The organism is Enterobacter cancerogenus (assembly GCF_019047785.1).
In the GTDB taxonomy this organism is placed as follows: Bacteria; Pseudomonadota; Gammaproteobacteria; order Enterobacterales; family Enterobacteriaceae; genus Enterobacter; species Enterobacter cancerogenus.
The window spans coordinates 2,687,720-2,714,332 of the sequence record NZ_CP077290.1 but is presented as its reverse complement, the minus strand read 5'-3'; the positions used below and the strand labels follow the sequence as shown (position 1 = coordinate 2,714,332).

The following is a 26,613-nucleotide window of genomic DNA, read 5'->3' as shown; positions in this document are numbered from 1 at the left end:
CCACATTTTCCACAGGTAGATCCCAGCTCGTTCACAGCGTACAATGTCCGCCTCTTAATCTGAGCGAGCGATCAATGGCGGACATTACTCTTATCAGCGGCAGCACCCTTGGCGGTGCCGAATATGTTGCAGAGCATCTGGCTGAAAAGCTGGAAGACGCGGGGTTTTCCACGGAAACGCTCCACGGACCATTGCTTGACGACCTCCCGGCTGATGGGGTCTGGCTGCTGATCACCTCTACGCACGGTGCGGGCGATCTGCCGGATAACCTGCAACCTTTATATGACGACCTGCTGGAACAGCAGCCCGATCTCTCACGCGTCCGTTTCGGTGCAATCGGGATCGGCAGCCGCGAATATGACACCTTCTGTGGCGCAATAGAGAAAGTCGAAGCCGCAGTGACCGCCTGCGGTGCAAAAAAGGTGGGCGAAACGCTCAAGATCAACATCCTCGATCATGACATTCCTGAGGATCCAGCCGAGATCTGGCTGGGTGACTGGAAAAATTTACTCAAAAACGATTAAAGATCGCGCAAACAGATGTGGATAACTCTGGTTAAAAGCTCGTATTAACCGGTAGTTATCCAAATAACAACCGCTGCTTCGTTTTTGAGCTGTGGATAAATACGCGATCTGATCCCAGCTTATACGGTCCAGGATCACCGATCATTCACAGCTAACGATCCTTCTTAAACGCATGATCTTCTTCGTGAGATCGGGCTTATCCACAAAGGTCCGCGATCCTAATAAGAGATCACAATAGAACAGATCTCTAAATAAAAAGATCTTCTTTTTAATAGCCCAGGATCCCAATGCTTTCTCGAAAGACTAAAGTTGAGTAGAATCCACGGCCCGGGCTTCAATCCATTTTTCATACCGCTTTACGCGAGGCAGACCACCATGTTTTATCAGGATCCTTTCGACGTCATCATCATTGGCGGGGGTCACGCAGGCACTGAGGCTGCAATGGCCGCAGCGCGCATGGGTCAACAGACCCTGCTTTTGACACACAATATCGACACGCTGGGACAAATGTCCTGTAATCCGGCGATTGGCGGCATTGGGAAAGGACACCTGGTAAAAGAAGTGGATGCACTTGGCGGCCTGATGGCGAAAGCGATCGATCAGGCAGGCATCCAGTTTAGGATACTAAACGCAAGTAAAGGCCCGGCCGTTCGTGCCACCCGTGCACAGGCGGATCGCGTGCTTTACCGTCAGGCCGTACGCACCGCGCTGGAGAACCAGCCGAACCTGATGATCTTCCAGCAGGCGGTTGAAGATCTTATCGTTGAGAACGATCGCGTCGTGGGTGCCGTAACCCAGATGGGGCTGAAATTCCGCGCCAAAGCCGTCGTGCTGACCGTCGGGACATTCCTGGACGGCAAAATTCACATCGGTCTGGATAACTACAGCGGTGGCCGTGCTGGCGATCCGCCGTCGATCCCGCTGTCTCGCCGTCTGCGCGAGCTGCCGCTGCGCGTCAGCCGCCTTAAAACTGGCACACCGCCGCGTATTGACGCGCGCACTATCGATTTCAGCGTGCTGGCTCAGCAGCATGGCGATAACCCGATGCCGGTCTTCTCGTTTATGGGCAATGCGGCGCAACATCCGCAGCAGGTACCGTGCTACATCACGCATACCAACGAAAAAACCCATGACGTGATCCGTAATAACCTCGATCGCAGCCCAATGTACGCTGGCGTGATCGAAGGGATCGGCCCACGCTACTGCCCGTCGATCGAAGACAAGGTGATGCGCTTTGCCGATCGCAACCAGCACCAGATCTTCCTGGAGCCGGAAGGGCTGACCTCTAACGAAATTTACCCGAACGGCATCTCCACCAGCCTGCCGTTCGATGTCCAGATGCAAATTGTTCGCTCAATGCAGGGCATGGAGAACGCGAAAATCGTCCGTCCTGGCTACGCTATTGAGTACGATTTCTTCGATCCGCGTGACCTGAAGCCCACTCTGGAGAGCAAATTCATCCAGGGCCTGTTCTTCGCAGGTCAGATCAACGGCACCACCGGCTACGAAGAGGCTGCAGCACAGGGGCTGCTTGCGGGTCTGAACGCCGCGCGCTTCTCTGCTGAGAAAGAGGGCTGGGCGCCAGGCCGTTCTCAGGCTTATCTGGGCGTGCTGGTCGATGACCTGTGTACGCTGGGTACCAAAGAGCCGTACCGCATGTTTACCTCCCGTGCGGAATATCGCCTGATGCTGCGTGAAGATAATGCCGATCTGCGACTGACCGAGATGGGCCGCGAGCTGGGTCTGGTGGATGACGAACGCTGGGCGCGCTTCAACGAGAAGCTGGAACGCATCGAGCGTGAACGCCAGCGTCTGAAAACGACCTGGGTGAATCCGCAGGCAGAAACAGCTGCTGAAGTGAATACTCACTTAACTGCGCCTCTCTCCCGTGAAGCCAGCGGGGAAGATCTGCTGCGTCGTCCTGAGATGACGTACGAAAGCCTGGTTAACCTGACGGCGTTTGCACCGGGTCTGGATGACGCCGAAGCGGCCGAGCAGGTCGAAATTCAGGTGAAATACGAAGGTTACATCGCGCGTCAGCAGGATGAGATCGAAAAACAGCAGCGTAACGAAAACACGCTGCTGCCGGAAATGCTGGACTATCGTCAGGTGACCGGCCTTTCCAACGAAGTGATCGCCAAACTGAACGATCATAAACCTGTGTCGATCGGCCAGGCATCCCGTATCTCCGGCGTCACGCCTGCGGCAATTTCAATTCTGCTGGTGTGGTTGAAAAAGCAGGGTATGCTGCGCCGCAGCGCGTAATGCCCAGAACATTGCCCGGTGGCGCTGCGCTTACCGGGCCTACTGAACCCGTAGGGTGGGTAAGCGAAGCGCCCCCCGCCACCTAAGTTTTCCAACAGGTATTCACCGTGCTCAATAAACTCTCTCGTCTGCTGGATGAAGCAGGTATTTCGCTCACCGATCACCAGAAAAATCAGCTGGTGGCCTATGTCGATATGCTGAACAAATGGAACAAAGCGTACAACCTGACGTCCGTACGCGATCCCAACGAGATGCTGATTCGCCATATCCTCGACAGCATTGTTGTGGCCCCGTATCTGAAGGGCGCGCGCTTTATCGATGTGGGCACCGGGCCGGGCCTGCCGGGGATCCCGCTGTCCATTGTCCGTCCTGAAAGTCATTTCACGCTGCTGGACAGCCTGGGTAAGCGTATTCGCTTCTTACGCCAGGTTCAGCATGAACTGAAGCTTGAGAACATTACGCCCGTGCAGAGCAGGGTAGAGGCGTTTCCGGCAGAACCGCCGTTTGACGGCGTCATTAGCCGCGCCTTTGCTTCGTTGAACGATATGGTGAGCTGGTGCAAGCATCTGCCTGCCGTCGAGGGCCGTTTTTATGCCCTGAAGGGGCTGGTGCCCGAGGACGAAATTGAACAGCTGCCGGAAGGATTTGCTGTGGAATCAATCGAAAAACTCCGCGTTCCTCATCTCGACGGGGAGCGTCACCTGGTGATTATTACACCAAATAAAGTTTAAAAATTTAATTAATATTGTGGAATTTGTGCTGTTCTGGTTGTGTTAAAAACGAGCACGTCGAAGACGATTTAAGCGGTGCTAATTTAACCATGTTGTTACTAAGGATTTTCTTACGTTTAACTTTACCCCTGTGGTTCAGTCAGAAAATAGTCAACACTGAAAATATCAGCCTGCTAAAAGTAGGCTGAGGCAACCAAAATGCGATGTTAAATTTTTATTAAGAATGTCAATAAAAGGTTTTTGTTGTATATGGGGTTGTTTTGGAAAAAGTTGCGATATTTTATCTTTAATTTCATAAGGATGACATAAAGCGATTTACCGCTTTGATAAAAACCCCCTTATCGCAAATGTGTATTTTGTGATCGCGTGCACGCTTTATCACCAACGTTTTCGCGCGGTTTGCAGTTTTGTCCGAAGGTCGATGCTTTCATCAAAAGTTAAAAAATAGCGGTGGGGAAAAATATTTAAACATTTATTCACCATTTCGCTACTTAATGTTTGAAATCACGGGTGCGCACCGTATAATTTGACCGCTTTTTGATGCTTGACTCTGAGCCTTAAAGGACGTTTTATACGACACGCGGCATACCTCGAAGGGAGCAGGAGTAAAAACGTGATGTCAGTGTCGCTCTTGAGTAGAAACGTTGCTCGTAAGCTTCTGTTCATTCAGTTTCTGGCTGTGATAGCAAGTGGACTGCTGTTTAGCCTCAAAGACCCCTTCTGGGGCATCTCCGCTGTATGCGGGGGATTGGCAGTGGTACTGCCAAACATGCTGTTTATGATTTTTGCCTGGCGTCATCAGGCGCATACACCCGCAAAAGGCCGTGTGGCCTGGTCCTTCGCTCTCGGCGAAGTGTGCAAGGTGTTGCTGACCTTCGCTCTGTTGGTGATGGCGCTGGCGGTTTTACAAGTGGTTTTCATGCCGCTGATAGCAACGTGGGTTTTGGTGCTGGTGGTACAAGTTCTGGCTCCAGCTGTAATCAATAACAAAGGGTAAAAGGCATCATGGCTTCAGAAAATATGACGCCGCAGGATTACATAGGACACCATCTGAATAACCTTCAGCTGGACCTGCGTACATTCTCGCTGGTGGATCCACATAACCCCCCGGCCACCTTCTGGACGATCAACATCGATTCCATGTTCTTCTCGGTGGTGTTGGGTCTTCTGTTCCTGGCCATGTTCCGCGGTGTTGCTAAACGAGCGACCAGCGGTGTTCCAGGGAAATTCCAGACGTTCGTCGAAATGATCATCGGCTTTGTCCATGGTAGCGTCAAAGACATGTACCACGGCAAGAGCAAGCTGATTGCTCCGCTGGCACTGACGGTCTTTGTCTGGGTCTTCCTGATGAACCTGATGGACCTTCTGCCTATCGATTTCTTACCGTGGATCGGCGAGCACGTTCTCGGTCTGCCTGCTCTGCGTGTGGTGCCGTCTGCTGACGTGAACATCACCCTGTCGATGGCACTGGGCGTATTCATCCTGATTCTTTTCTACAGCATCAAAATGAAAGGCGTAAGCGGCTTTGTGAAAGAGCTTACCTTGCAGCCGTTCAACCACTGGGCGTTTATTCCGGTCAACCTGATCCTGGAAGGCGTTAGCCTGCTGTCCAAACCTGTTTCACTGGGTCTGCGACTGTTCGGCAACATGTATGCGGGTGAGCTGATTTTCATTCTGATCGCGGGTCTTCTGCCGTGGTGGTCACAGTGGATTCTTAATGTGCCATGGGCCATTTTCCACATCCTGATCATTACGCTGCAAGCCTTTATCTTCATGGTTCTGACGATCGTCTATCTGTCGATGGCGTCTGAAGAGCACTGATTTTTTACCAACACTACTACGTTTTAATTGAAACAAACTGGAGACTGTCATGGAAAACCTGAATATGGATCTGCTGTACATGGCTGCCGCTGTGATGATGGGTCTGGCGGCTATCGGTGCTGCGATCGGTATCGGCATCCTCGGGGGTAAATTCCTGGAAGGCGCAGCGCGTCAACCGGATCTGATTCCTCTGCTGCGTACTCAGTTCTTTATCGTTATGGGTCTGGTGGATGCAATCCCAATGATCGCTGTAGGTCTGGGTCTGTACGTGATGTTTGCTGTCGCGTAGTAGTTGATTTAAAACCCAAAGCCACAGAAATTTAAGAGGTATTGTGCTGTGAACATGAACGCAACAATCCTCGGCCAGGCCATCGCGTTTATTCTCTTTGTCTGGTTCTGCATGAAGTATGTATGGCCGCCTTTAATGGCTGCCATCGAAAAACGTCAGAAAGAAATTGCTGACGGTCTGGCTTCCGCAGAACGCGCTAAGAAAGATTTGGACCTTGCACAGGCCAACGCGACAGACCAGCTGAAAAAAGCGAAAGCTGAAGCTCAGGTAATCATTGAACAGGCCAACAAGCGCCGTGCTCAGATCCTGGACGAAGCCAAAGCTGAAGCAGAACAGGAACGTACTAAGATCGTGACACAGGCTCAGGCTGAAATTGAAGCTGAGCGTAAACGTGCTCGTGAAGAACTGCGTAAGCAGGTTGCGATTCTGGCTGTTGCTGGCGCCGAGAAGATCATCGAACGTTCCGTGGATGAAGCTGCTAACAGCGACATCGTGGACAAACTTGTCGCTGAACTGTAAGGAGGGAGGGGCTGATGTCTGAATTTGTTACGGTAGCTCGCCCCTACGCCAAAGCAGCTTTTGACTTTGCTGTCGAACACCAAAATGTCGATCGCTGGCAGGATATGCTGGCGTTTGCCGCTGAGGTAACGAAAAACGAACAAATGGCTGAGTTGCTGTCCGGTGCATTAGCGCCTGATACTCTCGCCGCGTCGTTTATCGCCGTGTGCGGAGAGCAACTGGATGCCAACGGCCAGAACCTGATTAAGGTCATGGCAGAAAATGGTCGTCTCCGTGTGCTCCCGGATGTTCTCGAGCAGTTTGAGCACTTACGTGCGCTCAGTGAAGCCACTGCCGAAGTTGAAGTCACTTCTGCCACGGAACTGAGTGAAGAACAGCTTGCGAAAATCACCGCCGCGATGGAAAAACGTCTGTCACGCAAAGTTAAGCTGAATTGCAAAATCGATAAGTCTGTAATGGCAGGCGTAATCATCCGCTCGGGTGATATGGTCATTGATGGTAGCGTACGCGGCCGTCTTGAACGCCTTGCAGACGTCTTGCAGTCTTAAGGGGACTGGAGCATGCAACTGAATTCCACCGAAATCAGCGAACTGATCAAGCAGCGCATTGCTCAGTTCAATGTTGTGAGCGAAGCTCATAACGAAGGTACTATTGTTTCTGTAAGTGACGGTGTTATCCGCATCCACGGCCTGGCCGATTGTATGCAGGGTGAGATGATTTCCCTGCCGGGTAACCGTTACGCTATCGCACTGAACCTGGAGCGCGACTCCGTAGGTGCTGTAGTTATGGGTCCATACGCTGACCTCGCCGAAGGCATGAAGGTTAAGTGTACTGGCCGTATCCTGGAAGTGCCGGTTGGCCGTGGCCTGCTGGGCCGCGTGGTGAACACCCTGGGTGCACCAATCGACGGTAAAGGTCCGGTTGAGCACGATGGCTTCTCCCCAATCGAAGTTATCGCACCGGGCGTTATCGACCGTCAGTCCGTTGATCAGCCAGTACAGACTGGCTATAAGTCCGTTGATGCCATGATCCCAATCGGTCGTGGTCAGCGTGAACTGATCATCGGCGACCGTCAGACCGGTAAAACCGCGATGGCTATCGATGCCATCATCAACCAGCGTGACTCCGGCATCAAATGCGTGTACGTGGCTATCGGCCAGAAAGCGTCCACCATTTCTAACGTGGTTCGTAAACTGGAAGAGCACGGCGCACTGTCTAACACCATCGTTGTTGTAGCGACCGCGTCTGAATCAGCTGCACTGCAATACCTGGCACCTTACGCCGGTTGCGCAATGGGCGAATACTTCCGTGACCGCGGTGAAGATGCACTGATCGTATACGATGACCTGTCTAAACAGGCTGTTGCTTATCGTCAGGTTTCCCTGCTGCTCCGTCGTCCACCTGGACGTGAAGCATTCCCGGGCGACGTATTCTACCTCCACTCTCGTCTGCTGGAGCGTGCTTCCCGCGTTAACGCGGAATACGTCGAGAACTTCACCAAAGGTGAAGTGAAGGGTAAAACGGGCTCTCTGACCGCACTGCCGATCATTGAAACCCAGGCGGGTGACGTTTCTGCGTTCGTTCCGACCAACGTAATCTCCATTACCGATGGTCAGATCTTCCTGGAAACCAACCTGTTTAACTCCGGTATTCGTCCGGCAGTTAACCCAGGTATCTCGGTATCCCGTGTTGGTGGTGCTGCTCAGACCAAGATCATCAAGAAACTGTCCGGTGGTATCCGTACCGCGCTGGCACAGTATCGTGAACTGGCTGCGTTCTCTCAGTTCGCATCCGATCTGGACGAAGCAACCCGTAAACAGCTGAGCCACGGTCAGAAAGTGACCGAGCTGCTGAAGCAGAAACAGTACGCCCCTATGTCTGTTGCTCAGCAGGGTCTGGTTCTGTTCGCGGCTGAACGCGGTTACCTCGAAGATGTGGAACTGGCGAAAATCGGTAGCTTCGAAGCCGCTCTGCTGGCTTACGTCGACCGTGATCACGCTCCGCTGATGCAAGAGATCAACCAGTCCGGTGGCTATAACGATGAAATCGAAGGCAAGCTGAAAGCTATCCTCGATTCCTTCAAAGCAACCCAGTCCTGGTAATCGTCCGGCGGCTTGTCTCACGACAAGCCGCCAGGCATTGAGGAGAAGCTCATGGCCGGCGCAAAAGAGATACGTAGTAAGATCGCAAGCGTCCAGAACACGCAGAAGATCACTAAAGCGATGGAGATGGTCGCCGCTTCCAAAATGCGTAAATCGCAGGATCGCATGGCGGCCAGCCGTCCTTATGCAGATACCATGCGCAAAGTGATTGGTCACCTTGCAAACGGTAATCTGGAATATAAGCACCCTTACCTGGAAGAACGCGACGTTAAGCGCGTGGGCTACCTGGTGGTGTCGACCGACCGTGGTCTGTGTGGCGGCTTGAACATTAACCTGTTCAAAAAACTGCTGGCGGATATGAAAGTCTGGTCCGATAAAGGCGTTCAGTGCGATATCGCAATGATCGGCTCTAAAGGCGTCTCTTTCTTTAACTCCGTTGGTGGCAACATTGTCGCTCAGGTGACCGGTATGGGTGATAACCCGTCCCTGTCTGAACTGATCGGTCCGGTTAAAGTGATGTTGCAGGCCTATGATGAAGGCCGTCTGGACAGACTATACGTTGTCAGCAACAAATTTATTAACACCATGTCTCAGGTTCCAACGCTCACTCAGATGCTGCCATTACCGGCATCAGACGATACCGAGCTGAAGCAAAAAGCCTGGGATTACCTGTATGAACCCGATCCGAAACCGCTGCTGGATACCTTGCTGCGTCGTTACGTTGAATCACAGGTTTATCAGGGCGTAGTAGAAAACCTGGCCAGCGAGCAGGCCGCACGTATGGTGGCGATGAAAGCCGCGACCGACAATGGCGGCAGCCTGATTAAAGAGCTGCAGTTGGTATACAACAAAGCTCGTCAGGCCAGCATTACTCAGGAACTCACCGAGATCGTCGGTGGTGCATCCGCGGTATAACCAGGTTAATTCGTAGAGGATTCAAGATGGCTACTGGAAAAATTGTCCAGGTAATCGGCGCCGTGGTTGACGTCGAATTCCCTCAGGATGCCGTACCGCGCGTGTACGATGCTCTTGAGGTACAGAATGGTAACGAGAGCCTGGTGCTGGAAGTTCAGCAGCAGCTCGGCGGCGGTATCGTACGTACTATCGCCATGGGTTCTTCCGACGGTCTGCGTCGTGGTCTGGAAGTAAAAGACCTTGAGCACCCGATCGAAGTCCCGGTAGGTAAAGCAACACTGGGTCGTATCATGAACGTATTGGGTCAACCAATCGACATGAAAGGCGACATCGGTGAAGAAGAGCGTTGGGCTATCCACCGCGCAGCACCTTCCTACGAAGAGCTGTCCAGCTCTCAGGAACTGCTGGAAACCGGCATCAAAGTTATCGACCTGATGTGTCCGTTCGCGAAGGGCGGTAAAGTCGGTCTGTTCGGTGGTGCGGGTGTAGGTAAAACCGTAAACATGATGGAGCTGATCCGTAACATCGCGATCGAGCACTCCGGTTATTCCGTGTTTGCGGGTGTGGGTGAACGTACTCGTGAGGGTAACGACTTCTACCACGAAATGACCGACTCCAACGTTCTGGATAAAGTATCCCTGGTGTACGGCCAGATGAACGAGCCACCAGGAAACCGTCTGCGCGTTGCGCTGACCGGCCTGACCATGGCTGAGAAGTTCCGTGACGAAGGTCGTGACGTACTGCTGTTCGTTGATAACATCTACCGTTACACCCTGGCCGGTACCGAAGTATCTGCACTGCTGGGTCGTATGCCTTCAGCGGTAGGTTATCAGCCTACGCTGGCGGAAGAGATGGGTGTTCTTCAGGAACGTATCACCTCAACCAAAACCGGTTCTATCACCTCCGTTCAGGCGGTATACGTACCTGCGGATGACTTGACTGACCCATCACCAGCCACCACCTTTGCGCACTTAGATGCAACCGTGGTACTGAGCCGTCAGATCGCGTCTCTGGGTATCTACCCAGCCGTTGACCCGCTGGACTCCACCAGCCGTCAGCTGGATCCACTGGTTGTTGGTCAGGAACACTACGACACTGCGCGTGGCGTACAGTCCCTGCTGCAGCGTTACCAGGAACTGAAAGACATCATCGCCATCCTCGGTATGGATGAGCTGTCTGAAGAAGATAAACTGGTGGTAGCACGTGCGCGTAAGATCCAGCGCTTCCTGTCCCAGCCGTTCTTCGTTGCGGAAGTATTCACCGGTTCTCCAGGTAAATACGTATCCCTGAAAGACACCATCCGTGGCTTTAAAGGCATCATGGAAGGCGAATACGATCACCTGCCGGAGCAGGCGTTCTACATGGTTGGTTCCATCGACGAAGCCGTGGAAAAAGCCAAAAAACTTTAACGCCTTAATCGGAGGGTGATATGGCAATGACTTACCACCTGGACGTCGTCAGCGCAGAGCAACAAATGTTCTCTGGTCTGGTCGAAAAAATCCAGGTAACGGGTAGTGAAGGTGAACTGGGTATTTTCCCGGGTCACGCACCGCTGCTCACCGCCATTAAGCCTGGTATGATCCGCATCGTTAAACAGTTCGGTCACGAAGAGTTTATCTATCTGTCCGGCGGCATTCTCGAAGTGCAGCCTGGCAGTGTGACCGTTCTGGCCGATACCGCTATTCGTGGCCAGGATCTCGACGAAGCACGAGCCCTGGAATCGAAGCGTAAGGCTGAAGAGCACATTAGCAGCTCTCATGGTGACGTGGATTACGCTCAGGCGTCTGCGGAGCTGGCCAAAGCGATCGCCAAACTGCGCGTTATCGAGTTGACCAAAAAAGCGATGTAACACCGGCTTGAAAAGCACAAAAGCCAGTCTGGCAACCAGACTGGCTTTTTTTATGCCTTCGTTTCAGAAAAAGCGAAAATGAAAAGGTGTTTTATTATTTTGTGATTTACATCACAAAAAAGTTGATCGGTTAAAAATTGAGGCGTAGACTTCTTTTTTGTGAAGTGTGTCACAAAATAAACCTTAATAAATCAGGATGCCATCATGAAACTGATCAACAAAATCATCGCCCTTTTCAGCAACATGAACGTTTCTTTCGGTACGTTCAACCACTAATCCGCTGAATGCCGAGTGGCGCCGTGCTTACCGTTGTGTGATAAGCGAAGCGCCATCTGGCAGCTTCTCTCCGCTATTGTTCACGCTCTCTCCTTTCACGATAAAATAGTTCGTCGCATCAATATTCCCCACCACCGCATCGTCGTACTTGCCTGGCGCTGTACGGACCGATTTATTGCCGGTAAAAACGCCCTGAGTTGATGCATCGCCATACGGGCTTGGCCGGAAGATAAAGTTAAAACGCTGATTGTCTGTCGCGACGTTATTGGCCACCACCAGCGCGCCCGGATTGAAGTTGTCGGTAAAACCGTCCAGATGGTTTCCGATGGCCTTACTGTTGCGGATGACATGCGCCACCGGCTGTCCTTCACCGCCGAGTTTAAACCCGTTGCTGGTGTTGTTGCAGGCAAGGGAATTTTCGATGGTTACAACGCCGTTGGCACCATCTTCGATTTTGTTGAACAGGTCAAAGCCATCGTCGATGTTGTCGTGGGCATAACAGTTCTCCAGCCGGTTACCCTCCCCGACGCGCATTTTGACCGCGAACCCGTCGGCGTTGATTTTACCGGGATCTTCATTGCCCCAGGATTCCGAATCGATGACCCGATTGAAGCTGGCCCACAGCGGGCGGCCAATATTTTCCGGGGAAGAGATCTGGATGCCGGTATCGTCGTTGCGATAGGCCGTAACCTTTTCGATAAGATTGTGGCTTCCCTGCACCCGCAGGCTTTTATCCGTGATTTCAATGCCCTTGATGTGCCAGTAGTTCGCATTCACCAGCAAACCATGAATGACGGCTTTGCCTTCTGCCTGCAATAAGGTCATTTTTCCCTCACTGCCGCTGGCCGTGAGCGGGATTTCAGTCCGGGGATAATCTCCCGCCGCCAGGATAATCTTGCCGCCCGGCGAAACCATACTGATAGCGGTGGCGAAAGCCATGGGGGATGCTGGTGTGCCCTGCCCGTCTGCTTTGCCTTCAGGGGAAACGTGAATCACCGCAGGCTCAATGCCGTTCACCTTTTCCACGCTAAACGCCTGCTGCACGGGCGTGCCGCTGGTGGGGGTAAACGTAAGGCTAAAAGTCGCATTTTGCGTCAACGTTGTGGGAATGACGTACATCTCACCGGCTTTCACCTGTTTATCACTCCCGATCACCACTTCATTTTGTCTGACGCTGAAAACGCCGTCGTAATTCGCTCGTGCCTGAACAAGATAGCGTTCCGAGGCGCTTTTGCTGGCAGAGGCGCGCTGCACCACAACGGGAAGGGCTTTTGCCTGCCAGGGGGCCGAGGCCACCGTACTGGCTTCAGAGGTGGTGAGAGAGGCATCGGAGACGGTAATTTTGGCATTCCGCGAGGCGAAGAAGCCCACGTAGTAGCTGTTTTGATTCTGCACGGCGATCAGGTCGGCGCGCGGCACGCTTTTGCTCACCCACGCGTCGCTGTCTGCTGGTGCCCACGCGGTGATAAACCCGTCATTAGTGCGCACCAGTTTTAATCGGAATGCCGGCGTCTGGGTGATATCAATCTCTTCCTTGTAGCTCTGCTTGTTTATCGCCGCCCCGGCATCGCCCCACGGATGCGAAATCCCCTCGCGCGTTATGGCCTGCAGTTTTACCCGATGATGATCTTTTTTATCCTGCGTCATGATGGCATTCATCACCAGGTTCGACGCCGCCGGGAATTCCTCATAGCCTTCCTTTAGCGGCTGCTGGCGCGGCACGCCGAGAATATCACGCACCATAAGCCCCGCGCCTTCCTGTGCCGCCGGTTTGGCCCCGTTTTCCGGGCCGAATTGATCTACCCGAACGGTAGCCTGTAAGACGAAATTCTCTTTTGCCGGCAGTTCGGTGTAGAAAAACGTTAAGCCGTCGTGGGCGTTCGCAATTTTACCGCCGCGGCTCTCGATCGTAATCGGTTTTGACAGGTCCGCCGTCTCCTGCGACGTCAGCGTTTTCCCGTCAAGGGTGACATCGTTAACGCCGATTTTTTCCGCTAAGACGTTGGATGAAAAATTCAAATCGGTAGACTGCCCGAACGTAATGGCTTTCCAGACGGGCTGTTCCGCCGCCGTGGCCGCAAAGGCGCAACAGATCATAAGGGACAGAGGTAGGTAAGCGTTCATCTTATTCTCCTGATTGATAATTGAGCGCCATTATCATCAAGTTGAAACGTTGTTTCTTTTTTAATCGTCACACTATTGAATATTTAAAACAGTGTTTTGTTTTAAATAGATCTTTATTCATGATCCAAAAAAATAGCTAAGCTATTGTGTGGGTTAGCGACATACCGAGAGAATGCTATTTTCCAGAGTAAAAGTGATTTACTCTCCCCTTAAAATCGGCCTCAAATAGCCGTTATTGGCAGATGTTGAACGTTTTCGTACCACTCCATTTCATGATGCAAAATATGTAGAATTTTCAACGTCAAAGGGTTTAACTTCTCACTTAAATTACAGTCAGGACGCGTATGTTGAACAATACGATGAGCGTGGTCATCCTTGCCGCTGGTAAAGGCACCCGCATGTATTCCGATCTTCCTAAGGTGTTGCACACGCTGGCAGGAAAGCCAATGGTGCAGCATGTCATTGATGCCGCGAATGAAGTTGGCGCTCGCCAGGTCCATCTGGTGTACGGTCACGGCGGCGATCTGCTGAAAGAGACGCTGCGTGACGACAAGCTCAACTGGGTCCTTCAGGCAGAACAACTGGGTACGGGCCACGCCATGCAGCAGGCGGCACCGTTCTTCGGCGATGACGAAGATATCCTGATGCTTTACGGCGATGTTCCGCTGATCTCTGTTGAAACCTTAACCCGCCTGCGTGAAGCCAAACCGCAGGGCGGCATTGGTCTGTTAACCGTAGTACTCGACGATCCAACAGGCTATGGCCGTATTACCCGTGAAAACGGCAACGTCACCGGTATCGTGGAGCACAAAGATGCCAGCGATGAGCAGCGTAGAATACAGGAAATCAATACCGGTATCCTGATTGCCAATGGCGCAGACATGAAGCGCTGGCTCTCTAAGCTCAATAACAACAATGCACAAGGTGAATACTACATCACAGATATCATTGCGATGGCGTATCAGGAAGGCCGCGAGATTGCCGCCGTACATCCGGCGCGCATCAGCGAAACGGATGGCGTGAATAACCGCCTGCAGCTTTCCCGCCTCGAGCGTATTTATCAGGCCGAGCAGGCTGAAAAGCTGCTGCTGGCGGGCGTGATGCTGCGCGATCCGGCGCGTTTCGACCTGCGCGGCACGCTGGCACACGGGCGTGATGTTGAAATTGATACTAACGTTATCCTTGAAGGCCAGGTTCAGCTTGGCAACCGCGTCAAAATTGGCGCTGGCTGCGTGATTAAAAACAGCGTTATCGGTGACGACTGCGAAATCAGCCCGTACAGCGTCGTGGAAGATGCCCACCTTGAGGCGGCCTGCACCATCGGTCCCTTCGCGCGCCTGCGTCCTGGCGCAGAGTTGATGGAAGGCGCTCACGTAGGCAACTTCGTCGAGATGAAAAAAGCGCGTCTGGGTAAAGGCTCCAAAGCCGGTCATTTGACCTACCTGGGCGATGCGGAAATTGGCGATAACGTGAACATTGGTGCAGGCACCATCACCTGTAACTATGACGGTGCCAATAAGTTTAAAACCATTATCGGCGATGACGTGTTTGTCGGCTCCGACACGCAGCTGGTCGCACCCGTCACCGTGGGTAACGGCGTGACCATTGCTGCCGGAACAACCGTAACGCGAGACGTAGCGGATAACGAGTTAGTGTTGAGCCGCGTACCGCAGGTTCACAAGCAGGGCTGGAAACGCCCGGTGAAGAAGAAGTAACAACAAGGCGGGTGGCGCTACGCTTACCCGCCCTGTGATTGAGTAGGCCTGATAAGGCGTAGCCGTCATCAGGCAAACCCGGGTGAGGAGATAAATATATATCTCCCCCCACAAGCAGCACCCATAACTATAACCCCACTCTCTACAAGGCTCGGGGTGCCCGGAAAGGGCGTTACCCAAAGGATTTCGCGTTGTGGCAAGGCGGCAAGCGTATGAGTCCATGGGAGCTTAATTAAGTAAGTGACCGTGGCGAGTACGAGAAGCCAACGCAGCCGCAGCGTGAAAGACGTAGGGTAAATACAGGTCAGCGACAACGCAGGCATCATGCCTAAATTCGGAATCTAAAACTATGTGTGGAATTGTTGGCGCAGTTGCGCAGCGTGATATTGCTGAAATCCTTCTCGAAGGTTTACGTCGTCTGGAATACCGTGGCTATGACTCTGCTGGTCTGGCTGTGGTGGATGAAGCAGGTCATATGACCCGTCTGCGTCGTCTCGGTAAAGTGCAGATGCTGGCCCAGGCCGCGGAAGAACATCCGCTGCACGGTGGTACCGGTATCGCCCATACTCGCTGGGCGACCCACGGCGAGCCGTCTGAAGGTAACGCGCACCCGCATGTGTCTGAACACATTGTGGTGGTGCATAACGGCATTATCGAAAACCACGAACCGCTGCGCGAAATTCTGAAAGCGCGCGGCTATACCTTCGTCTCTGAAACCGATACCGAAGTGATTGCTCACCTCGTCCACTGGGAGCTGGAGCAGGGCGGCACGTTGCGTGAAGCGGTGCTGCGCGCGATCCCTCAGCTTCGCGGGGCATACGGTACGGTGATCATGGATTCCCGCGACCCGTCCACGCTGCTGGCTGCGCGTTCCGGTAGCCCGATGGTTATCGGTATGGGGATGGGTGAAAACTTTATCGCCTCCGATCAGCTGGCGCTCCTGCCTGTGACCCGCCGCTTCATCTTCCTCGAAGAGGGCGATATCGCGGAAGTGACGCGCCGTAGCGTAACCGTGTTCGATACCACTGGCGCGCAGGTCAAACGCACCGAGATCGAATCTAACCTGCAGTACGACGCGGGCGACAAAGGCGCTTACCGCCACTACATGCAGAAAGAGATCTACGAGCAGCCTAACGCCATCAAAAACACCCTGACCGGGCGCATCAGCCACGGCGAGGTGGATCTGAGCGAGCTGGGCGCACACGCCAACGACCTGCTTAGCAACGTTGAGCACATCCAGATCGTTGCCTGCGGCACCTCCTACAACTCCGGTATGGTGTCGCGTTACTGGTTTGAATCCCTGGCGGGCGTGCCGTGCGACGTGGAAATCGCCTCTGAATTCCGCTATCGCAAATCCGCGGTGCGCAAAAACAGCCTGATGATCACCCTTTCTCAGTCCGGGGAAACGGCGGACACCCTGGCGGCGCTGCGTCTCTCTAAAGAGTTGGGCTACCTGGGTTCTCTGGCCATCTGTAACGTGCCCGGCTCGTCGCTGGTGCGTGAATCCGATCTGGCCCTGATGACCAAAGCAGGCACCGAAATCGGCGTGGCTTCCACCAAAGCCTTTACCACGCAGCTGACCGTTCTGCTGATGCTGGTGGCGAAACTGGCGCGTCTGAAAGGTCTGGATGCGTCCGTTGAGCATGATATTGTTCACGGCCTGCAGGCGTTGCCGAGCCGTATCGAACAGATGTTGTCTCAGGACAAACGCATTGAAGCCCTGGCGGAAGATTTCTCTGACAAACATCATGCGCTGTTCCTTGGCCGTGGCGATCAGTATCCGATCGCGCTCGAAGGCGCACTGAAGCTGAAAGAGATCTCTTATATCCATGCGGAAGCCTACGCGGCGGGCGAGCTGAAACACGGCCCGCTGGCGCTGATTGACGCGGATATGCCGGTTATCGTTGTGGCACCTAACAACGAACTGCTGGAAAAACTAAAATCGAACATCGAAGAAGTACGCGCCCGTGGCGGCGTCCTGTACGTCTTCGCTGATAAAGATGCCGGTTTCACCAGCAGCGACAATATGCACATCATCGACATGCCGCATGTGGAAGACGTTATTGCCCCAATCTTCTACACCGTTCCGCTGCAGCTTCTGGCCTATCACGTTGCGCTGATCAAAGGCACCGACGTTGACCAGCCGCGTAATTTGGCAAAATCGGTTACCGTTGAATAATTCAATATATTGAAATGTAATAGCCTCGTAAATCTATGATTACGGGGCTATTTATTGATCAATATATAAATATATTCTGAAAGTAGATCTCTGTATAAATAAAAGTTAAAGGAGATCTGTATTATGCCCACCCTGATATACCGATAAATAATGTTATATTTAGCCAAAGCCTCGCCTGAAAATATTCCATTATTTGCCCCTTGGTAATTATCAAAATATTATTTCTGCTTGTTATTTTATTTTTTAAGGCGTTTAATACATGCGCTTCAATATTTTGACATTATTTGTCATGGAAATAATATATCTTTATTTATAATGGATGGTATTGTAATGAATGGACATATTTTTAAGCGAGCGTTACTTGTTTCCTCTTTATTACTGACGTCGCAGGCGTTTGCGTCAAATGGGATTGTACACTTTACCGGCGAGATTATTGAAAGCACGTGCGAAGTCTCAACGGGAACCAAAGATCAGAACGTCGATTTGGGTAAGGTAAATAAATCGACCTTTACCGACGTTGGCTCTACGGCTTCCGTTCAGGCATTCCAGATTGACCTGGTCAATTGTCCGCAAACCTACAAAAAAGCCAATGCGCGCTTTGACGGCACTGAAGACGGTGACGGTTACCTGAAGCTGAACAACGGCGGCGCAGCGGGTGTAGCGATTGCGATTTATAACCGCGCCGACAACAGCCTGCTGAAGCTGTATAACCAGTCTAAAACGGCGGATATTAGCGCTGAAGGCTCGGCTTCTCTGCCGTTTATGGCTCGCTATATCGCAACTTCATCTACCGTTACGGCAGGTTTAGCTAACGCGGATTCTGAATTCACGATCAGCTACAGCAATTAATCTTTTTCTTCTTTGTTTGTAATGTAAACAGGCCTGGCAAGGTTGGGCCACTGCATCTAAAAAACTGCCAGGCCTGATATAGGATGTAACATGCGTGGGCGCCGTATAATATTATTTCTCTCTCTGTTTTTATCTTTTGGTATTTCACCGTGCTGGTCTGGGATAATTATCGGCGGCACTCGGGTTATCTTTAAAGGCGAGAGCGCTGACACCACGCTTTCAGTGCTTAATAAAGATGCTGCGATCCCTTATCTGCTTCAAACGTGGATAGAGCCTTTTACCGGACAAGGTAAGGATAAACCGCCGTTTACCGTCATTCCTCCTGTTTCTCGTCTTGAGCCAAAGCAAGAGCGCGTATTACGCATTATCAAAACCAAAGGTGAATTACCGTCCGATCGGGAGTCGGTGTTTTGGCTAAACGTAAAAAATATACCCCCGTCGCCCGATAAAGAAGGCAGCAAACTTGAGATAGCCATTAAAACCCGGATCAAACTTTTCTGGCGTCCTGCAGGCATTAATGAAAAACCGGAGACGGCAAGCCAAAAAGTGAAATGGCAGCGGCAGGGAAAAATGCTGGTGGTGACCAATCCTACGCCGATCCATATCAATGTGATTGACGTTGCGGTGGATGGTAAACCGCTTGAGCTGGTAATGATTAAACCGTTCGACACGCTACAGATAGCCTTACCCGCAGACGCATTGGGAAAGACCCTCACATGGCACTGTATCAGTGATTATGGCGCAATCAGCGACGCTATCAGGCAACCTCTTTAATGCGGATGGGACGGTATACGTTGAAGCTTTCTCGTTTGTCTTTTTTACCGCTTATCGCCGTGTGGGTGGGCTACCCGCATCTGGTTTCTGCCAAAGAGGCCTTATTCAATACCCGTTTGCTGGAGTTGGATCAGCCCGTTGATATCGACATTAGCCAGTTTGACCGCCCCCACACGCTTCCTGAGGGGACATATAAAGTCGATATCTATGTCAACGACCGCTTCGTCGAGCGCCGCGAGGTGCTTTTTTCGCGAAAAGATGAACAGAGCGATCTTGCGCCTTGCTTCACGGATTTAAAAAATACGCTGAGCGGGTTCGGGGTGAAGGTTGACGCAATCAAAGCATTAGATCGCGTCAACGCCGAACGCTGTGAAGCCGTCCCCGAGCTGCCGGGGTCGGCATGGATATTCGACGGTGAAAAGCTGGCGCTTAACGTCTATGTGCCACAAATCTATCTTGATGCATCGGTTCGGGATGCCATTCCACCGTCGCGCTGGGATCAGGGCATCAATGCGCTGATGCTCAACTATGACTTTTCCACCATGCAGACCCTGAAGTCAGACTATAACAGCGACGATCTCTACTACCTTAACCTGCGCAGCGGCATCAATCTGGGTGGCTGGCGGCTTCGCAACTACAGCGCACTCAATGCCGTTAACAGCCACGGAAGCTATCATTCAGTAAGCACTTACTTACAGCATGATATCGCACCGTTGCGCAGCCAGTTCATGGTGGGCGACACCTGGACCGCGAACGACCTCTTTGACAGCGCGCAGATCCGTGGCGTGCGTCTTTATACGGATAACGACATGCTGCCAGACAGCATTAATGGGTTTGCCCCCATCGTTCGCGGCGTGGCGAAATCGAACGCCGTGGTGACGATCCGCCAGAATGGATACATGATTTACCAGTCGGCAGTGCCGCAGGGGCCGTTTGCGCTGACCGATCTCAATACTACCTCCAGCGGCGGCGACCTCGACGTCACCATCAAAGAGGAAGACGGCAGCGAACAACATTTTGTGCAGCCTTACGCTTCCCTGGCGATATTGCGTCGCGAAGGCCAAACGGATGTGGATATCAGCGTCGGCGAGTATCGCAACGATAATCGTTTTTCACCTGACGTCATGCAGGCGCAGATGCTGCGTGGTATGCCCTGGGGGATGACGCTCTACGGCGGAACCCAGCTGGCGGAAGACTATTCCGCCTTTGCGGCGGGCCTCGGTAAAGATTTGGGCGAAATCGGCGCGGTGTCGATCGATGTGACCCACGCTGACTCACGCTTTTCCGACGACCAAACGCAGGGGCAATCCTGGCGTTTTCTGTACTCCAAAACCTTTGATGTCAGTAATACCAGCCTGCGTATCGTTGGCTATCGCTATTCGACGGAAGGCTTCTATACGCTGGATGAATGGGCTTCGCGTAACGGCGACAGCGACAGCTTCTGGCAAACGGGCAACCGTCGCAGCCGGCTTGAAGGCACCTGGACCCAGCCGTTTACGGAAGGTTACGGCAACATTTATCTGACGCTGAGCCGGGAGCAATACTGGCAAACGGATGACGTTGAGCGCCTGATTCAGGTGGGCTACAGCAACAGCTGGCGGCAAATTATGTGGAACCTGTCATGGAACTACACCGATACGGCGGGCAGCAGCGTGGGAGAGTGGCAGCATGAGGATGAAAGCGAGCATGTGATTATGCTCTCCGTCTCGTTGCCCTTATCAGACTGGTTGCCGCACAGTTACGCCAACTACAGCTACGCTCACAGCGGCCACAGCAGCCCGTCCCACCAGGTGGGGCTAAACGGCAACGTGCTCGAAGATAACAACCTGAGCTGGAACCTGCAGCAGTCATATCGCGAAAACAACGCTAACGCAGGCGGAAACGCTGGCCTGAACTGGGATGCTTCGTATGGTTCCATGAAGGCAAACTATGCCTGGAGCGATGAAAGCCAAAGCGTGAACTACGGTGTCAGCGGCGGCGTGCTGGTCCACTCTGAGGGGATCACCTTCTCCCAGGAGATGGGCGAAACCGTGGCGCTGATAAAAGCGCCGGGAGCGGCCGGGCTGTCTGTTGATAACGAAAATGGAGTAGCGACCGACTGGCGCGGTTATACAGTTAAAACGCAGCTATCGCCTTACGACGAAAACCGTATCGCGCTTGGCAATAATGACTTCACGTCCGGCAATATCGAGCTTGAGAAAAGCGTACAGCAGCTTGTGCCCACGCGCGGCGCGGTGGTTAAGGCTGAGTTTGTCACGCACATCGGCTACCGGGTTTTGTTTAACGTTGCGCTGGCCAGTGGCAAACCAGCCCCCTTCGGTGCGATGGGCACCGCAACGCTACCTACCGGCAGCGTGACGGGCATCGTGGGCGATGGGGGTGAACTCTACCTTGCAGGGATGCCGGAAACCGGTCAGTTCACCCTCACCCTGAGCGACGGCAAGATCTGCCGGGCCGATTACGTCATCCACCAGCAACCCGATTTTGGGCTTGTGCAGCTTCCCGTCATTTGTCGATAAAGGATAAAAATGAAATCACGCTTCTGGCTTTTAGCCCTTTTTTTTGCCGCTTTTTTTGCGCGGTCCGCGCCGACGGGGTACTGCGTGCCGGATAACGGCGTTTACCACAATAATTTCCAGTTCAATAAACAGCTCAGTTGGACTTCAAGTTCTGTCGGAATGATCGAAGACATCATGATCGATAACGGGACACTGTCATTTAAAGGCACGTGCTACTGTCTGACGGGAAAAGACGAGACCTATAAATATGCCTATATCACCAGTATCGTTAATCCTTCCTTAAAGCCTACTGCCATTAGACGAAACGTGCATTTTTACGATCTCAACGCCCAGCTTGATATTGGCCTGATTGTTTACGTTCTTGGAAAAGGCTACGTGTCAGTGCCCTTCGATCATATGCCTAATGACACGGGGGGGCACTACGGATGCCATGACGGCATCAGTTCAGCCACCACCTTTTACAGCGGCGGCTCTGGTGTTATCTATTTATACGTCAAAAGGCATTTTACGGGCGTCGTCAATATACCGAGAACGGTTATGGCTAATATCTATGCCACTATCGATCCTGTTACTGTTTCGCATGAAGTGATTTCTGACGTGATCGTTGAGGGGTCGTTAACGGTTCCGCAAACCTGTGAAATAGACGAAGGCCAGACGATTATGTTTGATTTCAAAAAAATCCTCGCCTCCGAGTTTCCCTCTGTAAAAGGCGAGGCGTTGAAGCGGCATAAGATCACGCGGAAAGTGAATATTAAATGCTCAAATATGTTTACTCTCGACCTACTCGGGGCCACGATACAGGCCTCTGGCTCAAGCCCGGATGGCACCATGGTTGCGACAAATAATCCGGATGTCGGCATTAAGATTTACGATAAGCGGGACAAAGAAGTGAACGTTAACGGCGGGGAACTTGCGGCTGAAACGACGCAATCCCCCGAGACACTGGGTGATATGCAGGGCACGCTCACTTTTTCAGGTGCGCCAGCCAGCGCCACCGGGGCCAAACCTCAGCCGGGGCCGTTCTCAGCAACGGCGACGCTCACGATAGAAATCATCAACTGATGTCTCAACGGCTGTTTATGACAGCCGTTGTCATATTTGCCCTCTCAGCGTTACCGTCTCTCAAAAAAATATGACAAAAAAATGACCGCGCCATGAATTAATACTGTTATTTTTCATCGTGTTAAACATTCATTTTTCATTGTCATAAAACTGTCATATTTCGTACATTTATCTGTCACCTGTTTGTCCTATTTTGCTCATCGTAGCCACTTAAACAATGATTTACGAAATCCTTGCAGGAGACATTATGAAAGTTATGCGTACCACTGTCGCAACTGTTGTCGCCGCGACCTTATCTCTGAGCGCTTTCTCTGCCTTTGCAGCAGCAAGCCTGACAGGCGCGGGTGCAACCTTCCCTGCGCCGGTGTATGCCAAATGGGCGGATACCTACCAGAAAGAAACCGGCAACAAGGTTAACTATCAGGGTATCGGCTCCTCCGGTGGCGTAAAACAAATTACCGCAAACACCGTCGATTTCGGCGCGTCCGATGCTCCGCTGTCTGATGACAAGCTGGCGCAGGAAGGCCTGTTCCAGTTCCCGACCGTGATTGGCGGCGTGGTGCTGGCGGTGAATATCCCGGGCCTGAAGTCTGGCGAGCTGGTGCTGGACGGTAAAACCCTGGGTGATATCTACCTTGGCAAAATCAAAAAATGGGATGACGAAGCCATCACCAAACTGAACCCGGGCGTAAAACTGCCTTCGCAGAACATCGCCGTGGTGCGTCGTGCTGACGGTTCCGGTACCTCCTTCGTCTTCACCAGCTACCTGGCGAAAGTGAACGAAGAGTGGAAATCGAAAGTCGGTTCTGGCTCTACCGTTAACTGGCCAACCGGTCTGGGCGGCAAAGGTAACGACGGTATCGCCGCGTTCGTCCAGCGTCTGCCGGGCTCCATCGGTTACGTAGAGTACGCTTACGCGAAGCAGAATAACCTGGCCTATACCAAACTGATGTCTGCGGACGGCAAACCGGTTAGCCCGACCGAAGAGAACTTCGCTAACGCCGCGAAAGGCGCTGACTGGAGCAAATCCTTCGCTCAGGATCTGACGAACCAGAAAGGCGATGACGCCTGGCCAATCACCTCTACCACCTTCATTCTGGTCCACAAAGAGCAGAAGAAACCTGAGCAGGGTGCTGAAGTGCTGAAGTTCTTCGACTGGGCATACAAAAACGGCGGCAAACAGGCGAACGATCTGGATTACGCCAGCCTGCCGGACAGCGTGGTTGAGCAGATTCGGGCTGCATGGAAAACCAACGTGAAAGACAGCAGCGGTAAAGCGCTGTACTAACAGGATATTTTTGACGAAGATGGCGGGTGGCGCTAACGCTATCCCGTCCTACGGCTCCACCTGTAGGCCCGGTAAGCGTTAGCGCCACCGGGCATATTCGTAAGACGTTTCAAACAGAAGAGTAATTTATGGCTGCAACCAAGCCTGTATTTAACCCTCCGGGTAAAAAAGGTGACATGATTTTCAGCGCGCTGGTCAGACTGGCTGCGCTGATTGTGCTATTGCTGCTGGGCGGCATTATCGTGTCTCTGATTTTCTCCTCATGGCCGAGCATCCAGAAATTCGGTTTCTCCTTCCTGTGGACCAAAGAGTGGGATGCGCCAAACGACATCTACGGTGCGCTGGTGCCGATTTACGGCACGCTGGTGACCTCGTTTATCGCCCTGCTGATTGCGGTTCCGGTGAGTTTTGGTATCGCCCTGTTCCTGACGGAGCTGGCGCCAGGCTGGCTGCGTCGTCCGCTGGGTATCGCCATTGAACTGCTGGCCGCGATCCCCAGTATCGTGTACGGCATGTGGGGCCTGTTTATCTTTGCGCCGCTGTTCGCGACCTACTTCCAGGAGCCGGTCGGCAACGTTCTCTCCACCATCCCGTTTGTTGGTGCCCTGTTCGCTGGCCCGGCATTTGGTATCGGTATTCTGGCGGCAGGCGTGATCCTCGCCATCATGATTATTCCGTACATTGCGGCGGTGATGCGCGATGTCTTCGAGCAAACCCCGGTGATGATGAAAGAGTCGGCCTACGGCATCGGCTGCACCACCTGGGAAGTCATCTGGCGCATCGTTCTTCCGTTCACCAAAAATGGTGTCATCGGCGGTATTATGCTGGGCCTGGGCCGCGCGCTGGGTGAAACCATGGCGGTCACCTTTATTATCGGTAACACCTACCAGCTCGACAGCGTATCGCTGTTCATGCCAGGTAACAGCATTACCTCTGCGCTGGCAAACGAATTCGCCGAAGCCGAATCCGGGCTGCACGTGGCGGCGCTGATGGAGCTGGGGCTGATCCTGTTTGTTATCACCTTCATCGTTCTGGCGATTTCCAAGCTGATGATTATGCGTCTCGCTAAAAATGAGGGGGCACGCTAATGGCAACGCTCGAAATGCAAAGCAGCCCAGCGCTGGCAGAATCCCGCCGCAAAATGCAGGCGAAGCGCCGCTTCAAAAACCGCATTGCGCTGACGCTCTCCATGGCGACGATGGCGTTCGGCCTGTTCTGGCTGATCTGGATCCTGATGTCGACCATTACCCGCGGCATCGACGGCATGTCTCTGGCGTTGTTTACCGAAATGACGCCGCCGCCCAATACGGCGGGCGGTGGTCTGGCAAACGCCCTGGCGGGCAGCGGCCTGCTGATCCTCTGGGCGACGGTCTTTGGTACGCCGCTGGGCATCATGGCGGGGATTTATCTGGCGGAGTATGGCCGCAAATCCTGGCTGGCTGAAGTCATTCGCTTCATCAATGACATCCTGCTGTCTGCGCCGTCTATCGTCGTTGGTCTGTTCGTTTACACCGTTGTGGTGGCGCAGATGGAGCACTTCTCCGGCTGGGCAGGCGTGATTGCGCTGGCGCTGCTGCAGGTGCCTATCGTCATCCGCACCACCGAGAACATGCTGAAACTGGTGCCGGATAGCCTGCGCGAAGCGGCTTACGCACTGGGGACGCCGAAATGGAAGATGATCTCCGCGATTACGCTCAAAGCGTCTATCTCCGGGATCATGACCGGTATCCTGCTGGCGGTGGCACGTATCGCCGGGGAAACGGCACCGCTGCTGTTTACGTCGCTCTCGAACCAGTTCTGGAGCACGGACATGATGCAGCCGATCGCCAACCTGCCGGTGACGATCTTTAAATTTGCGATGAGCCCATTCGCGGAATGGCAGCAGCTGGCGTGGGCCGGGGTGCTGATCATCACCCTTTGCGTACTGTTGCTGAACATTCTGGCGCGCGTCATTTTCGCGAAGAAGAAACACGGTTAAATTTTTACGGCGCGGCACATCGCGGCGCCGAATGAGGAAATGAGTCAATGAGTATGGTTGATACTGCCCCGGGTAAGATTCAGGTTCGTGATTTGAACTTCTACTACGGCAAATTCCATGCCCTGAAGAACATCAACCTGGATATCGCGAAGAACCAGGTCACGGCATTCATCGGTCCGTCCGGCTGCGGTAAATCTACCCTGCTGCGTACCTTTAACAAGATGTATTCGCTCTATCCGGAGCAGCGCGCCGAAGGTGAAATTATCCTGGACGGGGAAAACATTTTGACCCACGCCCAGGATATCGCCCTGCTGCGCGCGAAAGTGGGCATGGTGTTCCAGAAACCGACGCCGTTCCCGATGTCGATTTATGACAACATCGCGTTTGGCGTGCGCCTGTTTGAAAAGCTCTCCCGTGCCGATATGGACGAGCGCGTGCAGTGGGCCTTGACCAAGGCCGCATTGTGGAACGAAACCAAAGATAAGTTACACCAGAGCGGTTACTCTCTCTCCGGCGGTCAGCAGCAGCGTCTGTGCATTGCGCGCGGCATCGCCATCCGCCCGGAAGTGCTGCTGCTTGATGAGCCGTGTTCCGCGCTGGACCCTATCTCCACGGGCCGCATTGAAGAGCTGATCACCGAGCTGAAGCAGGATTACACCGTGGTTATCGTGACCCACAACATGCAGCAGGCTGCGCGTTGCTCCGATCACACGGCGTTTATGTACCTGGGCGAGCTGATTGAGTTTAGCGATACGGATGCGCTGTTCACCCGCCCCGCGAAGAAACAAACTGAAGATTATATTACTGGCCGCTACGGTTGATTTGGAGTGAACC

23 protein-coding genes are annotated in these 26,613 nt (G+C 53.0%); 22 read left to right on the top strand and 1 reads right to left on the bottom strand.

All coding sequences use genetic code 11. The annotated features are described in order from the left end of the window. Window positions 1-74 precede the first annotated feature (74 nt). From mioC to I6L58_RS12750, 12 genes are all read left to right on the top strand, one after another. Window positions 75-524 carry an FMN-binding protein MioC gene (gene mioC / locus I6L58_RS12805; protein WP_088208921.1) on the top strand — a complete coding sequence of 150 codons (450 nt, stop codon included), beginning with the start codon at window positions 75-77 and terminating at the stop codon, window positions 522-524. Window positions 525-899: 375 nt separating this feature from the next. After that, the gene (mnmG, locus tag I6L58_RS12800) at window positions 900-2,789 is read left to right on the top strand and encodes a tRNA uridine-5-carboxymethylaminomethyl(34) synthesis enzyme MnmG (RefSeq protein ID WP_006177550.1); all 1,890 of its coding nucleotides are present in this window, start codon (window positions 900-902) and stop codon (window positions 2,787-2,789) included. Between the two features lie 107 nt (window positions 2,790-2,896). After that, window positions 2,897-3,520: a 16S rRNA (guanine(527)-N(7))-methyltransferase RsmG gene (gene rsmG / locus I6L58_RS12795; RefSeq protein ID WP_088208922.1), complete on the top strand. Its 624-nt coding sequence runs from the start codon at window positions 2,897-2,899 to the stop codon at window positions 3,518-3,520. A gap of 616 nt (window positions 3,521-4,136) precedes the next feature. Continuing rightward, on the top strand, window positions 4,137-4,517 hold the full coding sequence (gene atpI / locus I6L58_RS12790) for a F0F1 ATP synthase subunit I (protein WP_088208923.1): 381 nt from the start codon (window positions 4,137-4,139) through the stop codon (window positions 4,515-4,517). A gap of 8 nt (window positions 4,518-4,525) precedes the next feature. Next, entirely contained in the window at window positions 4,526-5,341 is an 816-nt protein-coding gene (atpB, locus tag I6L58_RS12785) for a F0F1 ATP synthase subunit A (protein ID WP_006177554.1), read from the top strand. 49 nt (window positions 5,342-5,390) lie between these two features. Beyond that, the gene (gene atpE, locus I6L58_RS12780) at window positions 5,391-5,630 is read left to right on the top strand and encodes a F0F1 ATP synthase subunit C (RefSeq protein ID WP_000429386.1); all 240 of its coding nucleotides are present in this window, start codon (window positions 5,391-5,393) and stop codon (window positions 5,628-5,630) included. Between the two features lie 48 nt (window positions 5,631-5,678). Then, a complete protein-coding gene (atpF, locus tag I6L58_RS12775) occupies window positions 5,679-6,149 on the top strand; it encodes a F0F1 ATP synthase subunit B (protein WP_042321232.1) in 471 nt (156 codons plus the stop codon). 14 nt (window positions 6,150-6,163) lie between these two features. Then, complete coding sequence (gene atpH / locus I6L58_RS12770) at window positions 6,164-6,697, top strand: F0F1 ATP synthase subunit delta (RefSeq protein ID WP_006177556.1); 534 nt, start codon at window positions 6,164-6,166, stop codon at window positions 6,695-6,697. Window positions 6,698-6,709: 12 nt separating this feature from the next. Further along, window positions 6,710-8,251: a F0F1 ATP synthase subunit alpha gene (atpA, locus tag I6L58_RS12765; RefSeq protein ID WP_006177557.1), complete on the top strand. Its 1,542-nt coding sequence runs from the start codon at window positions 6,710-6,712 to the stop codon at window positions 8,249-8,251. 51 nt (window positions 8,252-8,302) lie between these two features. Beyond that, window positions 8,303-9,166, top strand: coding sequence for a F0F1 ATP synthase subunit gamma (gene atpG, locus I6L58_RS12760; RefSeq protein ID WP_042321234.1), 864 nt, complete (start codon window positions 8,303-8,305; stop codon window positions 9,164-9,166). 26 nt (window positions 9,167-9,192) lie between these two features. Next, window positions 9,193-10,575: a F0F1 ATP synthase subunit beta gene (atpD, locus tag I6L58_RS12755; protein ID WP_006177559.1), complete on the top strand. Its 1,383-nt coding sequence runs from the start codon at window positions 9,193-9,195 to the stop codon at window positions 10,573-10,575. Window positions 10,576-10,595: 20 nt separating this feature from the next. Beyond that, the gene (locus tag I6L58_RS12750; RefSeq protein WP_006177560.1) at window positions 10,596-11,015 is read left to right on the top strand and encodes a F0F1 ATP synthase subunit epsilon; all 420 of its coding nucleotides are present in this window, start codon (window positions 10,596-10,598) and stop codon (window positions 11,013-11,015) included. Window positions 11,016-11,318: 303 nt separating this feature from the next. Here the strand turns inward: I6L58_RS12750 and I6L58_RS12745 are convergent, their stop codons facing one another. Further along, window positions 11,319-13,415 (bottom strand): right-handed parallel beta-helix repeat-containing protein, encoded by a 2,097-nt coding sequence (locus tag I6L58_RS12745; RefSeq protein WP_088208924.1) that lies wholly within the window; start codon window positions 13,413-13,415, stop codon window positions 11,319-11,321. Between the two features lie 344 nt (window positions 13,416-13,759). Here I6L58_RS12745 and glmU point away from each other — a divergent pair, with 344 nt between their 5' ends. The 10 genes from glmU (at window position 13,760) to pstB (ending at window position 26,600) form a co-directional block, all read left to right on the top strand. Then, a complete protein-coding gene (glmU, locus tag I6L58_RS12740) occupies window positions 13,760-15,130 on the top strand; it encodes a bifunctional UDP-N-acetylglucosamine diphosphorylase/glucosamine-1-phosphate N-acetyltransferase GlmU (RefSeq protein WP_088208925.1) in 1,371 nt (456 codons plus the stop codon). 349 nt (window positions 15,131-15,479) lie between these two features. Continuing rightward, window positions 15,480-17,309 carry a glutamine--fructose-6-phosphate transaminase (isomerizing) gene (gene glmS / locus I6L58_RS12735; RefSeq protein ID WP_088208926.1) on the top strand — a complete coding sequence of 610 codons (1,830 nt, stop codon included), beginning with the start codon at window positions 15,480-15,482 and terminating at the stop codon, window positions 17,307-17,309. Between the two features lie 330 nt (window positions 17,310-17,639). Continuing rightward, window positions 17,640-18,158 carry a fimbrial protein gene (locus tag I6L58_RS12730; RefSeq protein ID WP_088209049.1) on the top strand — a complete coding sequence of 173 codons (519 nt, stop codon included), beginning with the start codon at window positions 17,640-17,642 and terminating at the stop codon, window positions 18,156-18,158. Window positions 18,159-18,248: 90 nt separating this feature from the next. After that, window positions 18,249-18,932 carry a fimbrial chaperone gene (locus I6L58_RS12725; RefSeq protein WP_088208927.1) on the top strand — a complete coding sequence of 228 codons (684 nt, stop codon included), beginning with the start codon at window positions 18,249-18,251 and terminating at the stop codon, window positions 18,930-18,932. Beyond that, the gene (locus I6L58_RS12720) at window positions 18,932-21,451 is read left to right on the top strand and encodes a fimbria/pilus outer membrane usher protein (RefSeq protein WP_088208928.1); all 2,520 of its coding nucleotides are present in this window, start codon (window positions 18,932-18,934) and stop codon (window positions 21,449-21,451) included. The genes I6L58_RS12725 and I6L58_RS12720 overlap by 1 nt, the downstream gene beginning before the upstream one ends. Window positions 21,452-21,460: 9 nt before the next feature. Further along, window positions 21,461-22,513, top strand: a complete 1,053-nt coding sequence (locus tag I6L58_RS12715) for a fimbrial protein (protein WP_088208929.1) — start codon at window positions 21,461-21,463, stop codon at window positions 22,511-22,513. 247 nt (window positions 22,514-22,760) lie between these two features. Beyond that, the gene (gene pstS / locus I6L58_RS12710) at window positions 22,761-23,801 is read left to right on the top strand and encodes a phosphate ABC transporter substrate-binding protein PstS (RefSeq protein ID WP_042321240.1); all 1,041 of its coding nucleotides are present in this window, start codon (window positions 22,761-22,763) and stop codon (window positions 23,799-23,801) included. Window positions 23,802-23,929: 128 nt separating this feature from the next. Beyond that, a complete protein-coding gene (gene pstC, locus I6L58_RS12705; protein WP_006177572.1) occupies window positions 23,930-24,889 on the top strand; it encodes a phosphate ABC transporter permease PstC in 960 nt (319 codons plus the stop codon). Then, complete coding sequence (pstA, locus tag I6L58_RS12700; RefSeq protein ID WP_006177573.1) at window positions 24,889-25,779, top strand: phosphate ABC transporter permease PstA; 891 nt, start codon at window positions 24,889-24,891, stop codon at window positions 25,777-25,779. The genes pstC and pstA overlap by 1 nt, the downstream gene beginning before the upstream one ends. A gap of 47 nt (window positions 25,780-25,826) precedes the next feature. Next, window positions 25,827-26,600: a phosphate ABC transporter ATP-binding protein PstB gene (gene pstB / locus I6L58_RS12695; RefSeq protein WP_006177574.1), complete on the top strand. Its 774-nt coding sequence runs from the start codon at window positions 25,827-25,829 to the stop codon at window positions 26,598-26,600. Window positions 26,601-26,613 lie beyond the last annotated feature (13 nt).

Excerpts from the sequence above, each read along its gene's own strand:
- mioC (WP_088208921.1), top strand. The coding sequence starts at position 75 with ATGGCGGACATTACTCTTATCAGCGGCAGCACCCTTGGCGGTGCCGAA.
- mnmG (WP_006177550.1), top strand. The coding sequence starts at position 900 with ATGTTTTATCAGGATCCTTTCGACGTCATCATCATTGGCGGGGGTCAC.
- atpI (WP_088208923.1), top strand. The coding sequence starts at position 4,137 with ATGTCAGTGTCGCTCTTGAGTAGAAACGTTGCTCGTAAGCTTCTGTTC.
- atpB (WP_006177554.1), top strand. The coding sequence starts at position 4,526 with ATGGCTTCAGAAAATATGACGCCGCAGGATTACATAGGACACCATCTG.
- atpE (WP_000429386.1), top strand. The coding sequence starts at position 5,391 with ATGGAAAACCTGAATATGGATCTGCTGTACATGGCTGCCGCTGTGATG.
- atpH (WP_006177556.1), top strand. The coding sequence starts at position 6,164 with ATGTCTGAATTTGTTACGGTAGCTCGCCCCTACGCCAAAGCAGCTTTT.
- atpA (WP_006177557.1), top strand. The coding sequence starts at position 6,710 with ATGCAACTGAATTCCACCGAAATCAGCGAACTGATCAAGCAGCGCATT.
- atpG (WP_042321234.1), top strand. The coding sequence starts at position 8,303 with ATGGCCGGCGCAAAAGAGATACGTAGTAAGATCGCAAGCGTCCAGAAC.
- atpD (WP_006177559.1), top strand. The coding sequence starts at position 9,193 with ATGGCTACTGGAAAAATTGTCCAGGTAATCGGCGCCGTGGTTGACGTC.
- I6L58_RS12750 (WP_006177560.1), top strand. The coding sequence starts at position 10,596 with ATGGCAATGACTTACCACCTGGACGTCGTCAGCGCAGAGCAACAAATG.
- I6L58_RS12745 (WP_088208924.1), bottom strand. The coding sequence starts at position 13,415 with ATGAACGCTTACCTACCTCTGTCCCTTATGATCTGTTGCGCCTTTGCG.
- glmU (WP_088208925.1), top strand. The coding sequence starts at position 13,760 with ATGTTGAACAATACGATGAGCGTGGTCATCCTTGCCGCTGGTAAAGGC.
- glmS (WP_088208926.1), top strand. The coding sequence starts at position 15,480 with ATGTGTGGAATTGTTGGCGCAGTTGCGCAGCGTGATATTGCTGAAATC.
- I6L58_RS12730 (WP_088209049.1), top strand. The coding sequence starts at position 17,640 with ATGAATGGACATATTTTTAAGCGAGCGTTACTTGTTTCCTCTTTATTA.
- I6L58_RS12725 (WP_088208927.1), top strand. The coding sequence starts at position 18,249 with ATGCGTGGGCGCCGTATAATATTATTTCTCTCTCTGTTTTTATCTTTT.
- I6L58_RS12720 (WP_088208928.1), top strand. The coding sequence starts at position 18,932 with ATGCGGATGGGACGGTATACGTTGAAGCTTTCTCGTTTGTCTTTTTTA.
- I6L58_RS12715 (WP_088208929.1), top strand. The coding sequence starts at position 21,461 with ATGAAATCACGCTTCTGGCTTTTAGCCCTTTTTTTTGCCGCTTTTTTT.
- pstS (WP_042321240.1), top strand. The coding sequence starts at position 22,761 with ATGAAAGTTATGCGTACCACTGTCGCAACTGTTGTCGCCGCGACCTTA.
- pstC (WP_006177572.1), top strand. The coding sequence starts at position 23,930 with ATGGCTGCAACCAAGCCTGTATTTAACCCTCCGGGTAAAAAAGGTGAC.
- pstA (WP_006177573.1), top strand. The coding sequence starts at position 24,889 with ATGGCAACGCTCGAAATGCAAAGCAGCCCAGCGCTGGCAGAATCCCGC.
- pstB (WP_006177574.1), top strand. The coding sequence starts at position 25,827 with ATGAGTATGGTTGATACTGCCCCGGGTAAGATTCAGGTTCGTGATTTG.